The organism is Mesorhizobium subarcticum (genome assembly GCF_055456085.1).
Genome location: NZ_JBVBEG010000002.1, coordinates 660,469 through 683,896, shown reverse-complemented (window position 1 = coordinate 683,896; position 23,428 = coordinate 660,469). Strand labels below are relative to the sequence as shown.

Here is a 23,428-nt window from a genome sequence, read left to right as displayed (position 1 = left end):
CTTTATGATCTGTTTCTTGCTTGCATCGTTACTCGGATCAGGGAGCTCAGCATCGCGATAGGCCGCGACCAAAGTCCTGCACCGCTAGCACGTTGTCTGGTCGTCTGGGCAAACGACTGCGATAAGCGATCGATGGAGATCGCTAGCATCACAATTCCAACGCCGCCGACAGTTGCCAGGCCCAGGTCTAAGCGGCCTATGCCTCTCAGCACCAGTTGTCCAAGTCCGGGAACAGAGATCATCGAAGCAACAACTACCATCCCGAGGGCATGCATGATTGTCTGATTAACGCCTGTCATTATGGCCGGTCGCGCCTGTGGTAATTGAACCTTCCATAGGACCTGCCAGTCATTCGCCCCGAACGCACGGATAGCTTCAACTAGATCCTGTCTCACCTCACGGATGCCAAAGTTGGTCAGTCTGATCACTGGTGGAAGCGCATAGATTATCGTGACAACTGCACCGGGAACCTTGCCAATGCCAAACAGCATCACAATTGGCACCAGATAAACGAATGAAGGAATTGTTTGCATGAGGTCTAGCACGGGCCTTGCTCCGGCTTGGACCCTGTCACTACGCGACATAAGAATTCCGAGAGGAATGCCTAACGTCAGACATACAATAACGCTGCTTAGAACAATTGACAGCGTCGTCATGGCATCTGTCCAGATGCCCAAAAGGCCGATGACTATCAATGGCACAAGAACTGATGCCGCCACGCCGACCCCGCCCGTTTGCCAAGCGATCAAACCTAAGAGAATAAGTAAAATTGTCGGCGGGGAGCCCAGCAACGCTTGTTCCACAGCGTCGAGAAGAAGCTGGATCGGAAACTTGATAGATTGGAAGACCTCGCGGAAGTTTGAGGCGACCCAGGCCATTCCGCTATTGATCCATTCCCCGATCGGAATGTCGATCGAGGCAAATGGGTCAAGAGGATCAATTCTCTCGGACATCTCGACCACTCCCAGTTTCAAACAATGCGCCCGCCCCCATACCACCACCAATACACATTGTGACGACAAGGTATTTGCCGCCTCGTCGGGACAACTCGATAAGTCCGTGGCCAGCCAGGCGAGCACCTGTCATCCCGTACGGATGTCCAAGGGCAATCGCGCCACCGTTCACGTTCAACCGTTCAGAGGGGATCTCCAATCGATACTGACAGGGGAGAACCTGGGCAGCGAACGCCTCGTTGAGCTCCCATAGGTCAATCTCGCTGGTTGAGACGCCCGCCTTCCTAAGCAGTGGCGGCACTGCAAATCCCGGTCCTAATCCCATCTCGTCAGGCTCGCATCCAGCGACCGAGTACCCTCGAAAAATGCCCAGGATCGGGAGTCCCGATCGCGCCGCGTAATCTGCGTCAGCTAGAACGCATGCTGATGCGCCATCAGACATCTGGCAGGCGTTTCCGGCCGTAACGGTGTACTCACTTCCGAGGATCGGCTTAAGTCCGCTCAAGGTTTGCTCAGTTGTGCCAGGACGGATGCCTTCATCTCTATCGACGTTTGCCGAACCTGCGGGGTCAAGTTCGTCATCTATGATGATCGGCGCGATCTCGCTGCTGAATAAGCCTGCTTCCCGCGCGGCTGAAGCGCGACGTTGGCTTTGAGCCGCGTACGCGTCCTGATCTTCCCGCTTGATCCCGTATCGCTGAGCGACGACTTCAGCGGTATGGAGCATGGGCATGTAGATTTCGGGCTTGTGGGTTTTGAGCCATGGCTCGGAGATCCAGCCTTGACGTACCTGCTCGTTATCCACAAGGCTAATTGAGTCCACCCCCCCCGCAACACCGATGTCAATCTCTCCACATGCGATGCGATGAGCAACCTGAGCGATTGCCTGCAGCCCGGAGGCACACTCTCGGTTTACAGTTGCAGCTGCAACCGACGTCGGCAGGCCTGCGCGGAGTGACGACAGCCGCGCAATATTTCGTCCCGCAGCGGCTTCAGGCAGTGCGCATCCAATGATCGCGTCTTCGACCTGACCGGGTTCAATTCCAGCACGCGCGACAGCGTGAGAAATAGCGTGCGCAGCCAGCGACACGGGATGAACCGCGCGCAGCGCTCCTTTGTACGCTCTGCCTACAGGAGTCCGAGCTGTTGAAACGATAGCTACCGTTCGCATCTTTCACCTGACATCCGCAAATTTCATGCCACTCTTGGCCAGGAATGCCAGTAGAGGGGCAGGTTCCCATATCACCGGGCCATGTTGTTCTCGATATTCGACGACTCGTTCGTAGACTCGTTTTGGGCCCAAATGCTCTGCCCAGAACATTGGACCTCCCTTGCGACGTGGAAAGCCCAGCCCATTCATCCAAACTACATCGATATCTCCGGAACTCCTCGCAATGCCGTCACCGAGCAGCCAAGCTGCGTCGTTGACCACAGGCAGCAGGCATCTTTGCAGAATCTCGTCATCGGAAATTTTCCGTCTTTTGAACCCGAGTTCGGAGGATGTTGACTCGATCAGCGCGGCGACCTCGATGTCCGGATGCGCCTCGCGCTGTCCCGGCTCATATCGGTACCAACCCTTGTTTGTTTTCTGACCATAGCGGCCAGCTTCGTAGATCCGGTCCGCGACATGGGGATAACGCATTCCGGCGGGATATGACGCCGCCTGCCTTACATGATAGCTGATATCATTACCGGCCATGTCGTTCATTACGAATGGCCCCATCGCGAACCCAAACTCTTGAAGCACTCTGTCGACCTGTTCCGGAAGGGCGCCCTCTTCCAACAGAAAGAGTGCTTCGCGTTGGTACCCGGCAAGTAGCTTGTTAGCTACAAACGCGAACTGGTTGCCGACGACCACCCCGATCTTACCAATGTGCTTGGTAACAACTCTCAGTTGCTCAATAGTCTCTTCCGCTGTCTCCCTGCCTGGGATTATTTCAACCAGCTTTAGGAGATGAGCAGGACTGAAAAAATGCATCCCAGCAATATTTTTCGGTCGCCCTGTTGCAGCTGCAATCTCATCAATATCTAGCGATGACGTGTTTGTCACCAAAGTCGCGTGGGTTGAACAAATCCTGTCTAGCTTGGCGAAGATCGTTTTCTTTAGTTCAAGGTCTTCGGAGACCGCTTCGACAACCAGATCGGCCTCATCTAGCGCCTCCATATCGCCAATCGCTATGATATTGCTGCGTGCAGTCTCGGCCTGCTCCTGGGATATGCGACCACGCCTAACCATGGATTTCAGCGACGCACCAACGGCCTCAAGGCCCTCGGCTAGCCGATCTCCAGCTTGATCGTGAACCAACACCTTCACGCCACCTGTCGCAAAGCTGATAGCAATTCCGCGACCCATGAAGCCGAAGCCAACCACTGCAACGCATTTCGGGAGACTTATGGTGTCGGACCCAGACCGGAAATGGGGCAGATCAGTTGCAAGCTCGACCTTGCTTGCGTGTAGTAGTGCTATTGTCTCGGCTTCCGCCAACAGCTTTTCGTTGTGTCGGTTTTCGATGGCAATGTTTTCATCGAGGGAAGCTGATTGGGCTCCCAAGACGCATTCCATAGCCAGTTTACCAGCCGGCGCCTTCAAGGAAGCTGGAAACGATTGCTTGAAATCCTCAATGATATCATGCCGGCTCTTCTCAGTTGGGCTTTTTGAAGGCCTCGGCCTGCGATCGGTCCCGACCCGAACTGCCTCATCCACCAAAGCTTCACGGCTGCTGACCAGTTCATCAACCAGTCCGAGCGCATGCGCGGCATTTCCGGTAATGCTCTTCCCCCCGACGATCATTTCGAGGGCGCATTGCAATCCTGCCAGCTCACTCAGATGAAGGGCGGCGGCACCTGCAGGAACGAACCCCCAGGTCGCCTCGGGAAACGCAAGCTGTACGCTCGGTGTGGCAACACGCGCGTGGCAGGCGAGCGCTATAGAAAGAGCCTCCCCGATGGCGCGACCCTCAAGAGCCGCGACAACGGGGACCGCAGACGCCTTGATCGTGGCAATAAGTTCCGGCAAGCCGCCAAAATCTACCTTCTCTGAGGATCTTGAATTGTCGGTTCCAGAAGAGAATTCCGGCCCTGCGCCCCTCAGAATGATCGCATCGATGTCTTTGCGCGTCGCAAACCGGTCGATCAAAATTTTCAGCCGAGCACGAGCAACGGCAGTGATCGCATTCACCGGAGGATTGTCCAAATAGATGACCGCAGCCCGACCAAATAGTTTGTAGTGAGGGGCACCCAACATCAAGCATTCTCCAGCAAAGCGATCTACGTATGACGGCGCTCGCAAGCCAGTTTACACGAGCTCCATCGGTTGAGATTAGACCGCGCGATTAAGATCGCATTGACACGTTCGGCCACTTTTTTGACATCTGCCGCCATCGGCACTTGATATGCGGTTTTGCCCGAGCATGCGAGCATAAGGCGGGTGCGAAGGTGGGCGATTTGGCCCGCAAGCACGGGATATCCGAGGCGACGCTGTATGATTGGAAGGCGAAGTTCTCCAGCGCCTTCACCCGACACGAAGTCGTCAAGGCAACGCCGAAGAATAGAAGAATGGCTCGCCGGTCGCCGACGAGATTCTGAGGCAGATGGTACGCATACGACGAAGGCCGCCTACTGACGCGTACCTTGACCCCACTTAAACACCGCCTGTAAGAATATGTTATTATATCAGCACGTTAGGCGCGCGCCGGCGCGTGTTACCACTACATTTTGGGGATGATCTCAGGCGAGTTGTTCGTCGAGGTTGTGTGGCAGAGCGATGCCAGATGCCTTGAAGACGTTGCCCACTTGGCCCGTAACGTAGGTTCTGGTGGTGACGATGCGACCATCCTTTTCGATGGTGGCTTCCTGGAGGCGGTCGAGATCGCGTAGAAGCGGCTGCCATTCGGGCGTCAGGCCTTTGGCCCGGCAGAGGCGGTACAGTTCCTTGCTGAGTACGAGCCCCAGGAACGAGCAAAACACATGCCCGCGGATGGCGGCATCGGATTGGTGGAAGATCGGCCGGGTATTGAAGGTTGCCTTGGCGGCGCGGAACAGGCTCTCGACCTCGAGCAAATCGCGATACCGCAGCACGGCCTGGAGCGGGGTCACCTTCGCGTTGGTCCGCACCACGGTGATGCCGTCGTACCGGGCTTCCTCGGCAAGCTTGCCGACATCGATCTTGAAGTTCTTGCCGCTGGCCTTGAGGTAACGCCGGTAGGCCGAGTTGCCGACCAGTGCCTTGTCGCCCTTCTTGAGCTGTGCCTCGAGGCCGGCGATGATCGCCTGGCGGTCGGCCTTGTCCTTCTCGGCCTCGGCGTCATTGCGGCTGACAATGTAGCGGTCTTTACCGACCTTGACCTCTTTGACCCACAACTGAGTTTCACCGCGCTGGCGCTCGAGAACGAGCGGAACCATCGGTGCCGCGTCATTGAGCACGACGTTGTGGATCACGCTGCTCGAGCGTTCGCGGGCCCCCAGAATGTATTCCATGCCCAGCTTTTCGAGCGCGGCGATGGTATCGGCGCTGATCATGCCGCGATCGGCGACAACGCAGGCGCGTGTGACGCCGAAGCGCGTTCGCAGCCGATCGACCACCGGCAACAGGACGGTCACGTCAGCGGTGTTGCCGGGCACCATCTCGGTGCAGATCGGCCGGCCCTCGGCATCAACGACCAGCGCCAGGATCATTTGCGCCAGATCGGGGCGGAAGTCCTTGGAATGCCCGCGCTTGCCCAGCGTCTCGCCGCCCGCGCCATGGAAGGACAACGAGGTTGTGTCCATGAATACAAGGCTGAGGTCGGTGAACAGGTCCTGCCGGCGCGCGAAGAGCTTTTCCTCGATCACGTCTTTCACGCAGCGCGCCACCAGCGCGCCTTGCGCCTTTTCGCCGAGTTCCTCGCCCAGCCACGCCATGGCCCGGTAAAAGTGATGGAGCGCCAGACCCTCGGCGCCCTCGATACCATAATCGGCCATCCAGTTCGCGCAGTCGGGGTCCGAGCCCGAGACGAACAGCCGATGCAGCGTGCCAACGAACACCGCCCGTTCCACCGCAAAGCCGAACTGGCGCCCTTCCAGCACCTCTTCCAGCACCTCGCCGATCCCGAGCCAGCTCTTTAGTGTCCGCTTAGATTAAGTGGACACTTAGCGAATGAAGTATCTGGCTATGGAGCGGCCGTCGACGGTGGAAGCGAGCACGTCCGCGGCTCTGCCGCTGCCGCCGGGTGCGGGCCGACAGCGGACGCGCCGCTCCTGGACGGTCGAGCAGAAGCTGGCGATCGTGCGTGAGGTGCAGGAGTCCGGTGATCCGGTGTCGGTTGTGGCGCGGCGTCACGACATGAACGCGAACCACTTGTTCATCTGGGTGAAACAAGCCCAGCAAGGGCGATTGGGCCGATCCAACCCGCTGTCCGAGACCCCACCGATCGCCTTCATTGACATGGGTGTTGTCGGTCCCGGCCTGCACGATATAGAGCCGGAAGAGCCTGCTCCTGCGCGATCGCGCTCTGAAGTAGCAGCTGGACAGATCGATTTACCGCGGTTTTTGAACGGCAAGGCGGACAAACGGGTGCGGTTGGCCGAATCTGACACTATGACAAGGTTTTCGCCCCTTGCCTGGGTGGGGATGGCTGATCGATTTCGGCGTTGCGTCGGCGGTTTTCGCCGCACTCGCCGTTATGCGGACGCAGTTTGCCCCTCGTGCCAGACGAAGCGGGTGAGATTGTAGGCAAGGTTGGCCATGCCGATCTTCGTCCTGGCGCGGGCGATGCCGATGGTGCGCACGAACAGGCCCATCCTTGATTTCTGCTGCGCGAAGACGTGTTCGACGAATGCGCGGGTTTTCGATCTCCGCCCATTGGCCCGCGACGTCGCCTCGCTCATCGGCCGACCCTTCGGCTGCTTCTGGTGGATGTCAGAGACGTAGCCGTTCTTCTCCAGCCACTCCTCGTTCTTTTTCGAGCGATAGGCCGTGTCGGCCCACACCGTCGAGCCGGTGTTGCCGCGGTTGAGCACATTGCGAAGCTGCGCGCCGTCATAGGCTGACGCGCTCGTGACGTTCCATCCCCGGATGAAGCCGTGCCGGCGATCAATCGAGGCATGGTTCTTATAGCCGAAGGCGGGAATGGCGATGTCGCGTTGCTGCGCCTTTCCCTCTTCGGCGACCTTGGCTTTCGAGAACTTCACCGTCCAGCGTGCATCGCGGTCCTTCTGGCGCAGCTTCGCGGGCTTCTTCTTCCACTCGTCCGGAACCTTGCCCGCCTTGATGTCAGTCTTCTCGGCGTCGGTATTGCGCTGCTTGGGCGCCGCCACGATGGTGGCATCGACGATCTGCCCGCCCATCGCCAGGTAGCCGGCCTTGCCGAGGTGCTTGTCGAAACGGGCGAACAGGTTGTCCACCGCGCCGGCCTGTGTGAGATGCTCCCGGAACAGCCAGATCGTCTTGGCGTCCGGCACCCTGTCTCCGAGACCCAGCCCGAGGAAGCGCATGAAGGATAGCCGGTCCTGGATCTGAAACTCGGCCTGGTCGTCAGACAGGCCGTAGAGCGCCTGCAGAACCATGATCTTGAACATCATCACCGGATCGTAAGGCGGCCGGCCACCCTTCGCGCCATCGGAGCGCTTCAGCGCCTTGCCCAGCGGCTTGCGGAAAACCTCCCACGGCACCACCGCATTCAGCTTCTCCAGCGGATCGCCGGCCTCGCTCAGCCGGACATATCGCTCGTCAATGTCCCAGAAACCAGCCTGTCCCCGCATCCACTGCCTCCGTGCAAATCAACGCGTCGAGTGAATCAAAATCCGGTTCCAAAGGCGAGGTATTTCGAACTGTCCAGCTGCGACCAGCCAAGCGGTGTCTACCGGTGGCCGGATGGAAATCGTCGGGGCCAACGGCCGGCGTGTGATCGTTGACCGCACTGTCGACGTAAGTGTCCTGCTGCGGATCTTGCAGGGGCTGGAAATGCTGCGATGATCCCGACAGAAGGCGTGCGTGTGTGGCTTGCCACAGGCTACACCGACATGAGATGTGGCTTTCCATCACTTGCGCTACGGGTGCAGGAGGTCCTCAAACATAATCCCCTTGGGGGCAACCTGTTTTGCTTCAGGGGGAAACGCGGAAATTTGTTGAAGGTCATCTGGCATGATGGCCAAGGATCATGCCTGTTCACAAAAAGACTTGAGCGTGGCCGCTTCATCTGGCCGACAGTTGAGGGCGGAGTTGTGAAAGTATCTCCTGCACAGCTGAGTTATCTCTTGTCAGGGATAGACTGGCGCAACCCTCAGGAAACGTCGCGTCCAACTCGGGTTGGGTAGCATTTTTTAGTTGAAAATACAATGGAATGTGATTCAATCGGCGCATGGCTTCGAAGCCGGTTGATCTTCCCTCGGATCTTGCCAGCGCCTACGTGGCGCTGCTGGCTGAACGTGAGGCGTTGCAGGCTGAACGCGATGTGGCGGTCGCGGGTGCTGCCAACTGGCAGGCCGAAGCGGCCAACGCACAAGCCATGCTGTCCGACACCGAGGCGCGGATTGCGCATCTCGAGCTGCGCATCGAGAAGCTGAAACGCGAACTGTACGGGCAGCGCTCCGAGCGGACGGCGCGGCTGATCGAGCAGTTGGAATTGCAACTCGAAGACCTCGTGACCTCGGCGAGCGAGGACGAGCTTGCCGCGGCCGCCGCGGCCGCGAAGGCCCAGAGCGTGCGCGCCTTCACGCGCAAGCGGCCAATGCGCAAGCCCTGGCCAGCCGACATCGAGCGCGAGCGCATCGTCATCGAGCCGCCCACCACCTGCGCCTGCTGCGGCGGATCGCGGCTGTCGAAACTGGGCGAAGATATAACGGAGACGCTGGAGGAGATCCCACGCCGCTTCAAGGTCATCGAAACGGTGCGGGAGAAGTTCACCTGCCGCGATTGCGAGAAGATCACCCAGCCGCCGGCGCCGTTCCATGCCACGCCGCGCGGCTTCATCGGTCCCCAACTGCTGGCGACAATCCTGTTCGACAAGTTCGGCATGCTCCACTCAACCGCCAGAGCGCGCGCTTCAAGGTGCGAAGGGATTGACTTGCCGCTGTCGACGCTGGCCGATCAGGTCGGCCACGGAACCTTCGCCGTCATGCCGCTCTTCCGCCTGATCGAGCGCCATGTGCTCGCAGCCGAGCGCCTTCATGGCGACGACACCACCATCCGCATCCTGGCGAAGGGCAAGTGTGCGACCGGGCGCATATGGAACTATACGCGCGATGACCGTCCCTTCGCCGGGCCTGCGCCGCCGGCGGCGATCTATTATGCCTCGAGCGACCGGCGTGGCGAGCATCCTCAGAAGCATCTGGCCGGGTTCAGCGGCATCCTTCAGTGCGACTGTTACAGTGGCTTCGAGCCGCTGTTCGACCCGTAGCGGAAGGAGCAGCCGATCACGCCGGCCTTTTGCTACGCTCATGCGCGGCGAGGATTCTTCGAATTGGCCGACATCGCGAAAAAGGCCCGGGATGGCAAGAAGGGCAAACCGATCTCCCCGATCGCGCTGGAGGCGGTCAGGCGCCTCGACGCGCTGTTCGAGATCGAGCGCGCCATCAACGGCAAGACAGCCGCTGAGCGGCGTGCCGTGCGGCAGGAGAAGAGCAAACCACTTCTCGACGATATGCACGCCTGGTTGCTCCGCGAGCGCGATACCCTCTCGCGCTCTTCCGAGGTCCTGAAGCCAATCAACTACATGCTCAGGCGCTGGGCCGACTTCGCCCGCTTCATCGACGACGGCAGAATCTGCCTCAGCAACAACGCGGCCGAAAGAGCGCTGCGTGGCATTGCAACGACCGATTCATACTGCACCTCCTCCTCAAACGTCCGGAAACAGGGACTTTTGGTTTTCCATTTTGATGCGACACGGGCCCCTGTGACGCGGAAACTGGGTTACTTGATCCTTTTCCAGGTCCGTGGCTCGTATTTGGTGCGGCGCATCCGGAACAACCTGCTCGGTAGGGAGCACGCCCTCCTTGATCAGTCGACGGACACGATGGGCTGTAACTCCAAGCTTTTTGGCAGCTTCGGTCAGCGTGAGCCATTCGCCATTCTTTTCGGCGGATCGGTAGCCGTGGATTTTATGGACCGTGCGCAGTGCCCCGACACGGCGCGCCGTCCAGGTTTTGCCTTGTCCGGTCTGCATTCCCATCCGGTTGAGAGTGGCGGCAATGTTTGCGTCGGACCAGCGGGTAGCCATAGACCGCATGACGGCAAGGGCGGCCTCCGGAGTACTCTGGCCATGTTCGCCAGCTTTGGGTTTGCGAATACGCAGCTGGGAGTGCTGGCCACCCCTCCAGTGGATCGTCAAAATAACTTCACGTTGCTCTTCATCGACGTCAGCGATGATATCCGACACGAGGGTGCGGAGGAGCTGCTGACGGCAACGCATATCGACGTCAGGCGCGCGCCAGGCAGCCTCCAGGTCGGTGGCAATGCCAGCAAAATCGGGAACTGGGGTGACAAGATCGATTTGTCGCGCTTGGGCCAAACCCGCTTCACAGGCTTCCACGCGCCTGAGCGCTGCCTCCCAGCTCTTCTCAAGTTGGGCAGCGATCAGCCGGTTGTCGGGGTCGCAAGCGGCATAGCGACGCTCAGCGAGAGATGCCTCGTATCGAGCTTGCTGCAAGTCCAGCTCCACCATACGGTGTCGTTCTTCCAGATTATCCCGATGCGCACGATCAGCTTCCATTGCGGCCTCGATCGCCATTGGCGTCACGGCTCTCAATATCTCTTTGCCGATGGCAGGGTCGATGCGAGATGCGCCAAAAGTCATGCATCGCGGCTTGGCCAGCATCTGGTTGATACGTTCGCAGCGGTAATAGGGATGACCCGGAGGCCGGCCCGAATAGACAACGCCCAACCGCCTTCCACATCGGCCGCAGGTGAGCAGGCCCGCAAGCAGCGCACGGCCGCCACGACCCGACTTGATGCCGCCTTTCTGTCCAAAGGCATTGACGGCGATATGGCTCTGGTTCCGCTCAAACTCACTCCAATCGATATAACCTTCATGATGATCCTGGAGCAGCACTTCCCACGTTCCAAAGGGCTTGTCGTGGCCGTAGCTTTTGCGAGCCCTGCCATCGACAATCTCCGTTCGCTTCTCGCTTTTACCATAGACATAGACCCCGGCGTAGAATGGGTTCTTCAGGATCGAAATAACACTTCGATAGCGAACCGGCACCCAGTCGAAGGACACCGTTTTGCGCCCGTCAGAAGGGCGGGGAAAATGGAAATTATCAGCCGTCAGCGAAATCAGCACCTGACGGGCGCTGCCAAGCTCGCGGAAGCGCGAAAAGATGAGGCGGATCGCCTGCTGTACCCGAAGATCAGGATCAAGCCCCAGACCGTATTCACGATGCCAGATATAGCCGATCGGAACACTGAGGCGCAGTTCCCCCCGCCGCGCTTTGGCGCGAGCCGCGTCAAGCATGCGCGTTCGCAATATGCCGAGCTCAAACTCGCTGATGCTGCCCTTCATACCCAACAACAATCGATCGTTAGGCCGACAAGGATCGTACGATCTATCATGTTGATACCCTTATTCGGTAGCAGGTGGGTTAAAGTCGAGGTGTTGCCGCACGCCGGATTTGAGCGCTTGTATTGCGGCGATTGTTGCAGCGGCATCTGGGAACAGAACGCGTTTGTGATGGGCGTTTTGGTGGATACTGATCACGCCATTGCGGATTCGATGCCGGATCCAGGAGCGAGAAACGTCCGCTGCCATCGCTAGTTCAGACACCGTTAGCCACCCGGGAATGTGGTGAGAGCGGGCTGGTGTAGACTGCCTCAATACGCGATGGCGTTGTCGGACGATCTGGACTGTGCGCACAGGAACGTAGCTGCGGCGCGGTGAGCGGAAGCCTTCCTTAGTCAGTTTGGCCGCTATCGCCGCGTCGTTGAGCCCTTGATGAGCCAGTTCGAGCAGCCGGACCTCCATCTCGGCGCCGCGAGACAGGGCGCTCAAGGCATGAACTCTCGGCTCGACCTCGCGTTCGGTAACTTCACCGCCTCGCCAAACGATGCGGATCGTAATCCGATCTCGGACCACCCGTTGCAGGATCACTTTGTCGATCAGGCTGCGTAGCAAGGCTTTCTTGCGTCCCCACTCTATGTCAGGTCTCTGCCAAAATTCGGGAAGTTGCGAACCGGCAGCGATAAAATCATTCTGTTCTGTCGGCGTCAGATCATCAGATTGACTTTGCATTGCGCGACGGCGCTCAAGTGCATCCTCCGCTTGACGAAGCTCACGCAGAGCCCCCTCCCAACGGCGCTCCAACTCGGCCGCAATCAGGCGATTGTCAGGGTCAACCCGATTGTATTGCCGTTCTGCGAGCAGCGCTTGATAACGCAGCCGCTTGATCTGCTGCTCTTCAGCGCGCTTAAAAGCCTCGTCTGCCTGCTGACGAGCATCTTTGGCGTGCATCAACTCGGCCAACTCGGCCGGACTGGCCGCCGCGAAGAGGGCCTCAACGACGCGGGCGTCGATGGGATCGGCTGGCAAATGCTGGCATAAGGCTCCGCCCTGGCTGCGTGCCAGGAAGTTGCAGACGTAACGATTGCCGTTCTTGTATTCGACGCCCATTTTATGGCCGCATCGCCCGCACCAGACAATGCCTTGCAACACCGCCGCGCCATCACGCGGCGCACCGCGTGTCTGGTTTCGTCGGTATTCAGCGTGATTGTCGCTCAGCATGGTCTGGATCCGCTCGTAACGCTCCCAATCGCAATAAGCAGGATAACGGTCTTTAACTACGATTTTCCACTCTGCCATTGGCCGGCGTCGCGAGATGATTTTACCACTCGCATACCTGGCGTGACAGGACTGGGTGCGGCCATAGACGAAGGCGCCGGCATAGGCCGGGTTCTTCAACATCCCGGCAAGCATGTTGGCAGTTGGGACGCGCCAGACAACGTCGCCAAATCGATTTCGCCGCGGTATGGTGAGCGCACGATCCCGCAAGGAACGGATCACTTTTCCGACGGTGCCCAACTCCCAAAATGCAGAGAATATCAGGGCAATCCGGTCCTGCACTTCCTGGTTTGAATCCTTCATCACGACACCATTGGTATCCCGCTCCAACCCGGCTGGTAACAGCAAAGCCAACTCACCCCGTTCAGCCTTGCTGAGCAGACCAGCCGTCAGGCGGCCACGAAGCGTGTGCAATTCCACTTCCGAGATCGTACCCTTCAGGCCAAGCAACAGGCGCCCGTTGGCCGAGCCCGGGTCGTAAATTCCGTCGCGGTCGCCGATGAGGCATTGCCGATAGCCGCATAAATCGAGGAGTGGGTACCAATCGGAACAATTGCGGGCAAGCCGTGTCACTTCATACGAGAGAACGATGCCAACTTCACCCAATGTGACGCGTCCAAGGAGATCTTTGAAGCCGGCACGGTGAGCCGCCGCAGCTCCACTCTGGCCAAGGTCCGCGTCGATCACTTCGATATTGGTGTCGTCCCAGCCGAGATCTCCCGCACGCTGATGCAATGCATATTGCAGCCGCAGGCTTTCCTGGTTGTTGACCATCTGATGTGGTGTCGATTGCCGGATGTAAATCACGGCTTTTCGGCACAAATGCTGGGTTGTTATCAGATCCGACATCATGGCTCGCCCTCCAGAGAACCATGCGATTCCGATAGGGGTGATTCGGTTTCTAACGTTACGCTACCATGGTCAGCCATATCGCCGGAACTTCGCGGCGCCTGCGCCTTTGCACAGCTAACAAGGCGAATAAAATCGCGAACGCTCGCAGTCGAAAGCTTGGCTGACGGCGAATCTGGTGCCGATGGATACAGATTGGTGGCCGAGATCGGAATCTTCAGGAGAACATCATCGCGGTAAACGACAAGAAGCTGACGATAGGCGCCGGCGCCGCTCGGTCCTGCCGCTAAAATGAAATCGCGCCCATAAAGAGGGTGCGCCGGATCAGTAACTGTTATGCGCTGATCATCTCCAAATCTAATTGGGGCATTAAGATGTGTGCTCGTACACCCCGTCGAGATCTATGACGCGCGCTTCAACCAGGCCGCACAGTTCCAGGAGGTGGTGCCAATCCCGGCCGTTACGGGAAAGGCGCGATGCGTCGAGGCAGAGCACTGCGCCAACTTTGCCTGTGCACAGGCCGCTCACCAGTCGCTCGAAACCAGGGCGGTCGACAGCGCCGCTGGCGGTCCGACCAAGGTCATCGTCGATCACCTCGACATCATGGAATCCCCAGCGGCGCGCAACATCCACAAGTTCATATTGTCGCCGCTGGCTTTCCAGGTTGTTCTGGACCTGACCGGGGGTCGACTGTCGAACGTAGACCACAGCTTTGCGCTTCAGCACCGTCGCTGGAAGGAGATCATTGCCCGTCATCGCTCGTCTCCTTCGTCGCGACGCCGGCCGCGGCCATCAGGAGGGTCGCCAGCCTGGCGACAACAACGCTTCGTTCCGGGTCGCTCAGGCCTCGCATCTGCGGCGTATCGAGCGGCATGCTCAGCTGCTGGGTCAGCACCGGTAATGTCGAGGGTGGTGGTGGTAAAGCCTTCATGGCGCGCCTCCTGGATGGCCGTGAGTCCATCCGTCGAAGTCTGCCTGAAACCGCGCTCGGTAAGCAGTCTATGAAGCTCTACAAGTCCAATCACCGCAACGCGCGGTTCGCCCATCTCCATGTTGGCGCAAAACGCCCGATCCAGCATCCACTCTGCGACCTGAATGATCTCACCCGGCCTAATCTCGACCCGAATGATCGAACCGTTAGCCCGATCCTCCCGACCTTCATGCCGGAATCGGCCGCCGTAATATGGATGCCAGCGATAATGAAACTCTACCATCTGCCCGACATGGGCAGAATGACCCTGCGATGGCCACTGGCCGAAAAAGTTGGTTGTTCAGCGACACCGTCGAAGGAGCCAAGGCCAGCGCTGTCATCTGCAGCCTGATGTTGACCTGTCGGGCCTGCGGCGTCGAGCCCTTAGCGTGGTTGCGCCGCGTCCTCACCGAATTGCCTCAGCGCGCCGAAGACGCCGATATCACCGATCTTCTGCCCTTCAACTTCCCCAAAACCGCCGCAGCCTGATCCGACATCATGCGTCCGTCTGAAGGCGATCGGGCATCGCAAGAGACGTCAACGTGCGTGGAAATGAGCGTTTACCCTTGAACCAGACGACAACATGCAGCCCGGCATCGGCGCCCTCAATAGCGATCCTGTGTCCGAACCCGTGTCGGAGGGGCGTTCAGCAGAGTCTCTCGGCACTCACCATTCAGCGGCGCACGCGGCGCACTGACTTCCATAGGCGCCGCCCTCGATAAGAGAGGCCAGTGCTTGCTGCTCGGTCATCCGAGAAGGCCTGTCCAACAGCTGTTTGGCTATCGCGAAGACCTTCAGCAAATCCGGCGGCAACGCGAGATAGCCGATGCGCAACATGGGTAAGAGCGTCTTGAAATCGTACCCAGATAAATGACATTGCTGCCGCGCTCCAGACTATGCAGTGGGGGCACCGGATTGATGTCGTAGCGGTACTCGCTGTCGTAATCATCCGTCTATCACATAGGCGTCGTTGCGCCGCGCCCAGTCCAGTAGCTGATGCCGGCGCGAGATCGGCATAACGCCGCCCAGCGGGAACTAATGTGAGGCGTGACATAGGCCAGCCGCGCCTCGAAGCTTGCCAGTTGATCCGTCTCAAGACCATCACCATCGAGAGCAATCGGGATCGGCGATGCACCTGTGCTGGGGAAGATTTGACGCGCCGTCCTGTAGCACGGGTTCTCCACGAAGAATCGGTCGGCTGGATCAAGCAGCAGGCGCGCGCAAAAATCCAGTCCGATCTGCTCAAAGGTCGCAGCTCAACGTTCGGGTGCGCCAAAGATAGCCCTGCAATGCCTGGCGCAATCCTTGCGATCCGCGCGGATCACACTCAGTTCGATCGCCAGATTGCGGGATGACGGCAACGAACTGTCGATTTCATCGACACGGCCAAGTATCTGATCGCTGAGCTGGTAGATCTGGCGCCGTCGACGAGGACCTCCTCCGCCTCTCGGTCTCGGTAAGGCAGCGCAGGACTCGGTGCCTTTCGAACGTCGTTGTTGACGTGCACTTTGAGCCCGTCCTGGATCAGATTAGCAGGCGAAAAACGAGCTCGACCAATTGAGCAAATTCGGGTTGGCGCGCGGTCGCGCAGCCGCCGCTTCACCTGGCCTGGCCTTCCGGCACCACCGCCGATCGTGTTCCCTCAGACCAGCAAGTGCCGACGCCCAGACCCGTGCCCATGAGCTCTCAGATTGCGCGTCGGCGAAGAATAGGCTGTCGCTCGGATCTGCGATTCAGCGTTATTACAGCCCCAGCTTCCTCTTCAGTTCCGTGTTCTCCTTGCGCAGGCGTTCCGCGAGTAGGCTCTTCAGTCGCTTGTTTTCTTCCTCGAGCGCGACCAGGTCCTTCAGATTGTCACCATCCGATGCAGGCGCCGCAGCCTTCTTCCATTGGTAGTAGGTCTGTTCCGAGATGCCGGCCTGCTTTACGGCGTTCTTGTGAGTGGCGCCGCCACTGATAGACTTCTCGATCTGCGCGAGCTTCTGGGCGCGATCCCTTTCAGAGTAGATCTTCCGCCTGGTCGGCACGGCCGCTGCTGGTGCTTCCTCCGTCTGAGACGCCGTATTGGCGCCATTCTTCCGAGCAGGCAGCTTAGGCTCAGCCTTCGCCTTCCGCGACCGTGGGGCTTTCTTCTTTTTAGGCGTCTCCACTTTGGCTGCCGGTTCCGTTGCAGTTTTTACTGATTCAGCGTCCAGGGGATTTGCCATGAGGTGCTCCGCTCGCGGTATGTGCATGTGTTCAGCATCAAGCGCTACGACACTAGAGTCAACAAGGCGACGATTTGGCAACTCCATCTCCTTGAGTTCCCTTGTTGTCTCGGCCATTGCTGCGGAGAGATCGACATCGCTCCAGAGGGAACGACGCCGTTTTTGAGAACTGCGCTTCTGTCTGATCTCCACAGTGAACGGTCGAGTCTGCCGCCTCATAGTTCTTCCTTGTTAGACACGAATTGCGCAGGAAGTCGCGGCGGACGACGGTTGAACGTCTGGCGCTACCTCTGTCGCCCCGAGCTATATGGATCCGACCGCCCGAGCAAGCCTGCTGACGACACACACCCTGAACAGACCGGTCCCTATGAGCAGGCAGGCTACTCCATCTCGGGTCGTGTCCCATCAGGTTCTCTAATCGCCTTTGTCAACGGGCTCCTTTCTCCTCGTTGATGCAGCGCGTGCCGGGCTCAGGGTTCTCTCCGGGGTCGATCGCAAGGATCGCCGCTTGTTTGCGTTGGAACGGGTGGGTCGAAGTGGTGTTCGCGGTTCCGTTGGACCGCATGCGTGGGAGCGACCTCATCCGTGCAGCGTCCCGGCAAGGACGCATCTCGGGAATTGGAGTTGTTAGGGAATCGAAAGCTCCTCCTCAGGCTGCAGCAGCAGAGTGGAGGAACGGCTCGTTCGTCTTCCACATGGCGTGGAGGATAACGGCGAGCTTGCACGCCACCGCGATCTTCGCCTTCTTGAAGCCTGCGCCCTTGGCGGCGAGTCTTGATAGACCGGAATGCCGAGCTACCGGAGCATATCAAAGCCATTGCCCGCTCCGACCGAATATGTGCGGCGATGTGACGATCCAATTCTTGCGCGTCCGAGTTCTTCGCGCTCACACTCGCGCAGGCGCCAACGATCATCAAGGATGTCGCCACGTGACTGCGATCTGGCGCGATGTTGCCAAGGCGGTGGCCGCCCGATCGGTAGATGAACCCGAGGCGAGCGCGCCTTGATGCGTGATGATCTCAAGAGGGCATTGGCGCTGTAGGCCTCCTCCGCTGTTTCGGACCATCAGGGGCCAATCCCGGCTCGGCTGCTGCTAACGTTGATATCAAAATCTTGATGATGGGCACCGACACTGACCGTTCAGGAGGGTGGCCATCCCTCGTCTGAGTCGCTCACCATTCCATCATCTTGAATAAGGTGTCGCTATCCGATGCTGGCCTCCGCCCGCCAGCATTTACACCCTCGTGAATTCCAATTTGATTCTGCTCAACCGCAGCATGCCCTAAATCGTCACCTGCGACCCGATCTCGACGACACGTCCGGTCGGGATCTGAAAATACTCCGTTGCGTCGGCCGCCGTGCGCGCCAGCCCGATGAACAGCTTGTCCTGCCAAACCGGCATGCCGGAATTGGGCGAAGCCTTGAGCGAGCGCCGCGACAGGAAGAACGATGTCGTCATGATGTCGAACTTCCAGCCCTGCTTGCGGCAGATCGCCAGCGCGCGCGGGATGTTGGGCTGCTCCATGTAGCCGAACGTCAACGTCACTCGCATGAACAGCTCGTTGACCGTTTCCATCTTGACGCGCTCGCTGTCGGGCACGACAGGCTGAGGTGCCGTCACCACCGAAAGGATGACGTTCTGCTCATGCAGCGCCTTGTAGTGCTTCAGGCTGTGCATCAGCGCTGTCGGCGCGCTGAGCGGGTCGCTGGTCAGGAACACGGCGGTGCCGGACACCAGCTGCGGCTTCTTCTTCAAGAGATTGCCGGCAAGGAAATCGAGCGGGATCTCGTTGCGACGGGTCTTGTCAAACAGATAGCGGCTGCCCCTCAACCACGTCCACATAGCCAGCACAATGGTGAAGGCCACCGCCAGCGAAGCCCAGCCGCCCTCGAACACCTTGACGATGTTGGAGGCAAAGAAGCCGACATCGATGAAGCCGAACAGCGCCGTCAGCGAGACTGCCAGCCACAGCTGCCATTTCCAGATGCGCGTCATGACGACATAGAGCAGTACCGTGGTCACCAGCATGTTGCCGGTCACCGAGATGCCATAGGCGGAGGCCAGCTTGCTGGATTCGCCGAAGCCAACCACCAGCATCATCACCACCAGCGCCAGCAACAGGTTCACGCGCGGCATATAGATCTGGCCGGACTGTTTTTCCGACGTATGCAGGATCTCAAGCCGCGGCAGCATGTTGAGCTGCACCGCCTGGCGGGTCAGCGAAAAGGCACCCGAGATCACCGCCTGGCTGGCGATGACCGTTGCCGCCGTTGCCAGGACGACCATCGGGATCAGCGCCCAGCCCTCGTTCATCTCGAAGAACGGATGGCCGACCACGCCGTTCTTCGCCAGCACGAAGGCACCTTGCCCGGCATAGTTCAAAAGCAGGCAGGGAAACACGATCGACAGCCAGGCCAGCACGATCGGCTTGCGGCCGAAATGGCCGAGGTCGGCATAGAGCGCCTCGGCGCCAGTCACTGCAAGGAAGATGGCGCCGATGGTAACGAAGGCGACGTCGGGCGAATTAATCAGAAAGGCGACGATGTAGTGTGGGCTCACCGCCCACAGGATTTCAGGATCGGCGATGATGTGGTTGAGACCGGAAAGGCCAATGGCCAGGAACCATACTGCGGTCACCGGGCCGAAGACCAACCCCACCCCGCCCGTGCCAAAGCGCTGCACCGCAAACACCATGGCAAGGATGACCAGCGTCAGCGGCACGACATAAGGCTGGAAGGTCGGCGTGACGACATTCATGCCCTCGACCGCCGACAGCACCGAAATCGCCGGCGTGATGACGGCGTCACCGAAAAACAGCGATGCCCCGACGATGCCGATGCCGAGCATCAGCGCCGAGCGCTTCGGAAAACTGCCCTGCGCCAGCGCCATCAGCGACAGCACGCCGCCCTCGCCGCGGTTGTCGGCGCGCAGCACGAACATGATATATTTGATGGTGACGATGATCGTCAGCGACCAGATGATCAGCGACAGAACGCCGAGAATATCGCCGCGCTGGGCGACATTGCCGCCCGACGACGCCACCAGCGCCTCGCGAAAGGCGTAGATCGGGCTGGTACCGATATCCCCATAGACGACACCGAGCGCGCCCAGCATCAGAACCTTGGTGCTGTGCTGCTCGACTTCCGAATGGCTCGATTGTTCGACGGGTTCTGCCTCACTACCAGTATTGGCAAGGGCCATGGACGACACTCCGATAAGCGCGCGGTCCTCTACGCTTGCTGCACTGCAATATCAAGTGCCGTCGCGTAATGACTCCGTTCTGGCATTGCCAGTCTTCCGCTTGGCAGACTCATCAACCTCGAAGAGAGCGTGAGATCATTGTGAGACCATACTAAAGCTGCGGCTAGGACGCGCTCGCCATGCTGTCTTGGCGGGCACGTTGTCGTCAGGTTCTCGACAGCTTCCCTATGTCAGATCCAAGCCCAGCTTCAAACGGGCTTGTATTGCTGAAAGTGAGAACGGATGGATTTCACCTCGACCAAGCGGGTGCGCGGACAATCGAACAGGGCCGGCCTGCAAGAGAGCTCACGTGCGGCTCCGTCCGCAGGTGCGGCGACGTTTGAGCGGCAACTGAGCGCGATCGCCAATTCAGATGGAGGTGGTGGAGCAATGCCGGCCGGCTCGGCGCCGCCGCCGGCTCAGTCAACAGGGCTTGGCAGCAACCAGTCTCCTTATCCCCAGGAGGCACCGCTTATTTTGGGGCTCAGGGAAGCCCTCATCAAGAGCAAAGCCTCCGGGTGCACCGTCAATGTTTATGTACGTTCTCTTCTCAGCTTTGGCCGCTGGCTCTTCGCAAACAACAAAGATCCCATTAAGGATCGGCTCGACAAGCAGTCGCTGACCGAGGATGCGCGCGAGTTCATCGGAAAGGGCGATCCCGCGAGACTCCTTACGGCAATAGGTCATCTCCGGACCTCGCAGTCGACGGGGGGCGTCGTGCCGATCCCAGGCCGCGTTAAGTTGACTCCGTATCTTCAGGACGCGGCTCTCATCGAAGAGTATAGAAACCAAACCCCGACACATAGCGGCAGGAGGCATGCAACTGCTCTCAGGAGCTTCAGTGACTACCTGCGTCAAAACAACAAGAAGGGCATTGCTGGTCGGCTTTTCGGCGGGGCCTTGGATGGAGATGTCAAGGGCTATAAGGAGGACGCCGGTGATCAGACCATCAGTTCCGCACTGGCTCATCTTCGAAAATCGGACGCCGGCGTTAAAGCGATGAATCTCGAGCGCCATATTCCCCTCGTTCCTGATCCCGAGGACGCGGCACTGATGGACCCGAGGCGGATCGGCGAGGCGATTGCGCAGCCCAGCGCGTCGCAGGAAGCTGGCAGTTGGCTTGCTGCGGCAGCCCACGATCAGGATGTGCCTTTGGAGCTGATGGACGAACAGGGCCCGTCGTCCTCAGCGCTGCGGCCGGCTCAGTCAACTCGGCTTCGGAACCAGCCTCTTTATCCTCAGGATGCTCCGCTTGTTTTTGGGCTTAAGGACGCCCTACTCAAGGGCAACGCCTCCAAGCACACCGCCAAGAATACTGTACGTTCTCTTCTCAGCTTTGGCCGCTGGGTCTTCGCAAACAACAAAGATCCCATTGAGGATCGGCTCGACCACGGGTCGCTGACCGATGATGCGCGCGAGTTCATCGGAAAGGGCGATCCCGCGAGACTCCTTACGGGGATAGGTCATCTCCGGACCGCGCAGTCGACGGGCGGAATCGTGCCGATCCCAGGTCGCGTTGAGTTGACTCCGTATCCGGAGGACGCGGCTCTCATCAAAGAGTACAGGGATAAAGCACCGACGCAGATCGGCAAAAGTGATGCAAACGCTCTTAGGAGCTTCAGTGACTACCTGCGTCAAAACAACAAGAAGGGCATTGCTGGTCGGCTTTCCGGCAAGGCGTTGGATGGAGATGTCGAGGCCTATAAGGAGGACGCCGATGGTAATCAGAGCATCGGTTCCGCACTGACTCATCTCCGAGAATCGCACGCCGGCGCTAAAGCGATGGAGCTCGAGCGCCATATTCCCCCCGTTCCTGATCCCGAGGACGCGGCACTGATGGAGCCGAGGCGGGGCGACGAGGCGATTGCGCTGCACAGCGCGTCGCAGGAAGCTGGCAGTTGGCCAAAGGAGCTTCCTGCGGCAGACCACGATCAGGATGTGCGTTTGGAGCTGATGGACGAACCCGGCCCGTCGTCTTCGGCGCCGCAGCAGACTCAGTCAGCTCGGCTTCGAAGGAACCAGCCTCTTTATCCCCAGGATGCTCCGCTTATTTCGGGCCTCAGGGAAGCCCTCATCAAGGGCAACGCCTCCGAGCACACCGCCAACGACTATGTAGGTTCTCTTCTCAGCTTTGGCCGCTGGCTCTTCGCAAACAACAAAGATCCCATTAAGGATCGGCTCGACCACGGGTCGCTGACCGAGGATGCGCGCGAGTTCATCGGAAAGCGTAATCCCAAGACACTCCTTCCGGCAATAAATCATCTCCGGACCTCGCAGTCGACGGGCGGAATCGCGACGATCGCAGGCCGCGCTGAGTTGACTCCGCATCCGGAGGACGCGGCTCTCATCGCCGCTCTCATCAAAGAGTACAGAGACAAAGCAGCGATACAGACCGGCAAAAGGAATGCAACTGCTCTCAGGAGCTTCAGTGACTACCTGCGTCAAAACAATAAGAACGGCATTGCTGGTCGGCTTTCCGGCAAGGCGTTGAAAGGAGATGTCAAGAGCTATAGGAAGGACGCCGGTGGTGATCCAAGGATCGGTTCCGCACTGAATTATCTGCGACAATCGGACACCGGCGCTAAAGCGATTGAGCGCGAGCGCCACATTCCTCTCGTTCCTGATCCCGAGAACGCGGGATTGATCGAGCCGACGCGGGTCGGCGACGCCGCTGCGCAGCGCAGCGCGTCGCAGGAAGCTGGCGCTTGGCCAAAGGAGCTTGCTGCGGCAGCCCACGATCAGGATGTGCGTTTGGAGCTGATGGACGAACCCGGGCTGTCGTCTTCGGCACCGCAGCCGGCTCAGTCAGCTCGGCTTCGCAGGAAGCAGCAGCCTCGGCCGCAGCCGCCTCTCTATCCCCAGGATGCTTCTCTTATTTTGGGCCTTGAGCAGGCTCTCATCAATGGTGGTGTCGCCGAACTCACCGTCAAGAACAATGTTAGTATTCTTCGCCGGTTTGGTGGCTGGCTCTTCGCAAATCACAAACCGAGCCTTGTTGCTCGGCTCGACAGCAAGTCGCTGAGCGATGGCGGTGAGGTGCTCGAGTTCATCGGAAAGGGTGATCCCAGGAAACTCGTTGCGGCAATAGGTCATCTCCGGACCTTGCGGTCGACGGGCGTCGTGCCGATCGCAGGCCGCGCTAAGCTGAATCCTCCCCCCCCAGAACGTGACGCTCATCAACTCCGAAAACGCGGCACCGATGGAGCGGAGGCGGGTCGGCGACGCCGCTGCGCAGCACAGCGCGTCGCACCGGGCTGGCAGTTTGGCAAAAGAGCTTCCTGCGAAAGCGCACGATCAGGATATGCGTTTGGGGCTGATGGACGCACCTGGCCCGTCGTCATTTCTAGAGCCCGCCGCGCGCCATGACCAGGCACCGAAACCCGGAGAGTCCAATCACCAGCGGTCCCGGAACGAGCTGATGGGTGCACCTTCCTGGAGCAACCTCCTGCCAAGCGAGGAGG

The 23,428-nt window shown here is 59.3% G+C and carries 13 protein-coding genes and 6 pseudogenes; 7 read left to right on the top strand and 12 right to left on the bottom strand.

Annotated features, from left to right (window positions below; genetic code table 11):
• Positions 1-2 precede the first annotated feature (2 nt).
• The 3 genes from ACZYHG_RS35225 to ACZYHG_RS35215 are packed head-to-tail and all read right to left on the bottom strand — an operon-like array spanning position 3 to position 4,197.
• The gene (locus tag ACZYHG_RS35225) at positions 3-953 is read right to left on the bottom strand and encodes an ABC transporter permease (RefSeq protein ID WP_464614998.1); all 951 of its coding nucleotides are present in this window, start codon (positions 951-953) and stop codon (positions 3-5) included.
• Positions 937-2,124, bottom strand: a complete 1,188-nt coding sequence (locus ACZYHG_RS35220; protein ID WP_464614997.1) for an acetyl-CoA C-acyltransferase — start codon at positions 2,122-2,124, stop codon at positions 937-939. Before ACZYHG_RS35220 ends, ACZYHG_RS35225 begins: the two co-directional genes overlap by 17 nt.
• Before the next feature lie 3 nt (positions 2,125-2,127).
• Positions 2,128-4,197, bottom strand: a complete 2,070-nt coding sequence (locus ACZYHG_RS35215; RefSeq protein ID WP_464614996.1) for a 3-hydroxyacyl-CoA dehydrogenase NAD-binding domain-containing protein — start codon at positions 4,195-4,197, stop codon at positions 2,128-2,130.
• Positions 4,198-4,322: 125 nt separating this feature from the next.
• Here ACZYHG_RS35215 and ACZYHG_RS35210 point away from each other — a divergent pair, with 125 nt between their 5' ends.
• Positions 4,323-4,538, top strand: coding sequence for a transposase (locus tag ACZYHG_RS35210; RefSeq protein WP_464615365.1), 216 nt, complete (start codon positions 4,323-4,325; stop codon positions 4,536-4,538).
• Positions 4,539-4,679: 141 nt separating this feature from the next.
• Here ACZYHG_RS35210 and ACZYHG_RS35205 read toward each other — a convergent pair.
• Positions 4,680-6,044 (bottom strand): annotated as a pseudogene (locus tag ACZYHG_RS35205) (IS1634 family transposase); the annotation flags it as partial.
• Positions 6,045-6,087: 43 nt separating this feature from the next.
• Here ACZYHG_RS35205 and ACZYHG_RS35200 point away from each other — a divergent pair.
• Positions 6,088-6,663, top strand: a complete 576-nt coding sequence (locus tag ACZYHG_RS35200) for a transposase (protein WP_464614995.1) — start codon at positions 6,088-6,090, stop codon at positions 6,661-6,663.
• On the opposite strand, the gene ACZYHG_RS35195 is transcribed toward ACZYHG_RS35200, so the two are convergent.
• A complete protein-coding gene (locus ACZYHG_RS35195) occupies positions 6,612-7,691 on the bottom strand; it encodes an IS5 family transposase (RefSeq protein ID WP_464614994.1) in 1,080 nt (359 codons plus the stop codon). The genes ACZYHG_RS35200 and ACZYHG_RS35195 overlap by 52 nt on opposite strands.
• A 73-nt stretch (positions 7,692-7,764) precedes the next feature.
• On the opposite strand from ACZYHG_RS35195, the pseudogene ACZYHG_RS35190 reads away from it, so the two are divergent.
• From ACZYHG_RS35190 to tnpC, 3 genes and pseudogenes are all read left to right on the top strand, one after another.
• A pseudogene (locus ACZYHG_RS35190) lies at positions 7,765-7,905 on the top strand (IS66 family insertion sequence element accessory protein TnpB); the annotation flags it as partial.
• Positions 7,902-8,246, top strand: a complete 345-nt coding sequence (tnpB, locus tag ACZYHG_RS35185) for an IS66 family insertion sequence element accessory protein TnpB (protein ID WP_464614993.1) — start codon at positions 7,902-7,904, stop codon at positions 8,244-8,246. The pseudogene ACZYHG_RS35190 and the gene tnpB, both read left to right, overlap by 4 nt.
• A 44-nt stretch (positions 8,247-8,290) precedes the next feature.
• A pseudogene (tnpC, locus tag ACZYHG_RS35180) lies at positions 8,291-9,739 on the top strand (IS66 family transposase); the annotation flags it as partial.
• A gap of 27 nt (positions 9,740-9,766) precedes the next feature.
• Here the strand turns inward: tnpC and ACZYHG_RS35175 are convergent.
• The 4 genes and pseudogenes from ACZYHG_RS35175 to ACZYHG_RS35160 all read right to left on the bottom strand — a co-directional run bounded on the left by ACZYHG_RS35175 (position 9,767) and on the right by ACZYHG_RS35160 (position 14,480).
• On the bottom strand, positions 9,767-11,428 hold the full coding sequence (locus tag ACZYHG_RS35175; RefSeq protein WP_464615090.1) for a recombinase family protein: 1,662 nt from the start codon (positions 11,426-11,428) through the stop codon (positions 9,767-9,769).
• A 60-nt stretch (positions 11,429-11,488) separates the two neighbouring features.
• The gene (locus tag ACZYHG_RS35170; protein WP_464614992.1) at positions 11,489-13,552 is read right to left on the bottom strand and encodes a recombinase family protein; all 2,064 of its coding nucleotides are present in this window, start codon (positions 13,550-13,552) and stop codon (positions 11,489-11,491) included.
• A 381-nt stretch (positions 13,553-13,933) separates the two neighbouring features.
• Positions 13,934-14,305, bottom strand: a pseudogene (locus ACZYHG_RS35165) (recombinase family protein); the annotation flags it as partial.
• The gene (locus ACZYHG_RS35160; RefSeq protein ID WP_464614991.1) at positions 14,292-14,480 is read right to left on the bottom strand and encodes a hypothetical protein; all 189 of its coding nucleotides are present in this window, start codon (positions 14,478-14,480) and stop codon (positions 14,292-14,294) included. The gene ACZYHG_RS35160 and the pseudogene ACZYHG_RS35165, both read right to left, overlap by 14 nt.
• A 315-nt stretch (positions 14,481-14,795) precedes the next feature.
• Here ACZYHG_RS35160 and ACZYHG_RS35155 point away from each other — a divergent pair.
• Positions 14,796-15,008: pseudogene (locus ACZYHG_RS35155) on the top strand (transposase domain-containing protein); the annotation flags it as partial.
• Positions 15,009-15,087: 79 nt separating this feature from the next.
• On the opposite strand, the pseudogene ACZYHG_RS35150 reads toward ACZYHG_RS35155, so the two are convergent.
• The 3 genes and pseudogenes from ACZYHG_RS35150 to ACZYHG_RS35140 all read right to left on the bottom strand — a co-directional run.
• A pseudogene (locus ACZYHG_RS35150) lies at positions 15,088-15,842 on the bottom strand (aminotransferase-like domain-containing protein); the annotation flags it as partial.
• Positions 15,843-16,261: 419 nt separating this feature from the next.
• Complete coding sequence (locus tag ACZYHG_RS35145) at positions 16,262-16,945, bottom strand: transposase (RefSeq protein ID WP_464614990.1); 684 nt, start codon at positions 16,943-16,945, stop codon at positions 16,262-16,264.
• Positions 16,946-18,008: 1,063 nt separating this feature from the next.
• On the bottom strand, positions 18,009-19,928 hold the full coding sequence (locus ACZYHG_RS35140) for a potassium transporter Kup (RefSeq protein WP_464614989.1): 1,920 nt from the start codon (positions 19,926-19,928) through the stop codon (positions 18,009-18,011).
• A gap of 282 nt (positions 19,929-20,210) precedes the next feature.
• On the opposite strand from ACZYHG_RS35140, the gene ACZYHG_RS35135 reads away from it, so the two are divergent.
• A complete protein-coding gene (locus ACZYHG_RS35135; RefSeq protein WP_464614988.1) occupies positions 20,211-23,333 on the top strand; it encodes a hypothetical protein in 3,123 nt (1,040 codons plus the stop codon).
• The last annotated feature ends 95 nt before the right edge of the window (positions 23,334-23,428 follow it).

What these genes read in the sequence shown, in the direction of transcription:
- ACZYHG_RS35225 (WP_464614998.1), bottom strand. Translation starts at nt 953, where the DNA reads ATGTCCGAGAGAATTGATCCTCTTGACCCATTTGCCTCGATCGACATT.
- ACZYHG_RS35220 (WP_464614997.1), bottom strand. Translation starts at nt 2,124, where the DNA reads ATGCGAACGGTAGCTATCGTTTCAACAGCTCGGACTCCTGTAGGCAGA.
- ACZYHG_RS35215 (WP_464614996.1), bottom strand. Translation starts at nt 4,197, where the DNA reads ATGTTGGGTGCCCCTCACTACAAACTATTTGGTCGGGCTGCGGTCATC.
- ACZYHG_RS35200 (WP_464614995.1), top strand. Translation starts at nt 6,088, where the DNA reads ATGAAGTATCTGGCTATGGAGCGGCCGTCGACGGTGGAAGCGAGCACG.
- ACZYHG_RS35195 (WP_464614994.1), bottom strand. Translation starts at nt 7,691, where the DNA reads ATGCGGGGACAGGCTGGTTTCTGGGACATTGACGAGCGATATGTCCGG.
- tnpB (WP_464614993.1), top strand. Translation starts at nt 7,902, where the DNA reads ATGATCCCGACAGAAGGCGTGCGTGTGTGGCTTGCCACAGGCTACACC.
- ACZYHG_RS35175 (WP_464615090.1), bottom strand. Translation starts at nt 11,428, where the DNA reads ATGAAGGGCAGCATCAGCGAGTTTGAGCTCGGCATATTGCGAACGCGC.
- ACZYHG_RS35170 (WP_464614992.1), bottom strand. Translation starts at nt 13,552, where the DNA reads ATGATGTCGGATCTGATAACAACCCAGCATTTGTGCCGAAAAGCCGTG.
- ACZYHG_RS35160 (WP_464614991.1), bottom strand. Translation starts at nt 14,480, where the DNA reads ATGAAGGCTTTACCACCACCACCCTCGACATTACCGGTGCTGACCCAG.
- ACZYHG_RS35145 (WP_464614990.1), bottom strand. Translation starts at nt 16,945, where the DNA reads ATGAGGCGGCAGACTCGACCGTTCACTGTGGAGATCAGACAGAAGCGC.
- ACZYHG_RS35140 (WP_464614989.1), bottom strand. Translation starts at nt 19,928, where the DNA reads ATGGCCCTTGCCAATACTGGTAGTGAGGCAGAACCCGTCGAACAATCG.
- ACZYHG_RS35135 (WP_464614988.1), top strand. Translation starts at nt 20,211, where the DNA reads ATGGATTTCACCTCGACCAAGCGGGTGCGCGGACAATCGAACAGGGCC.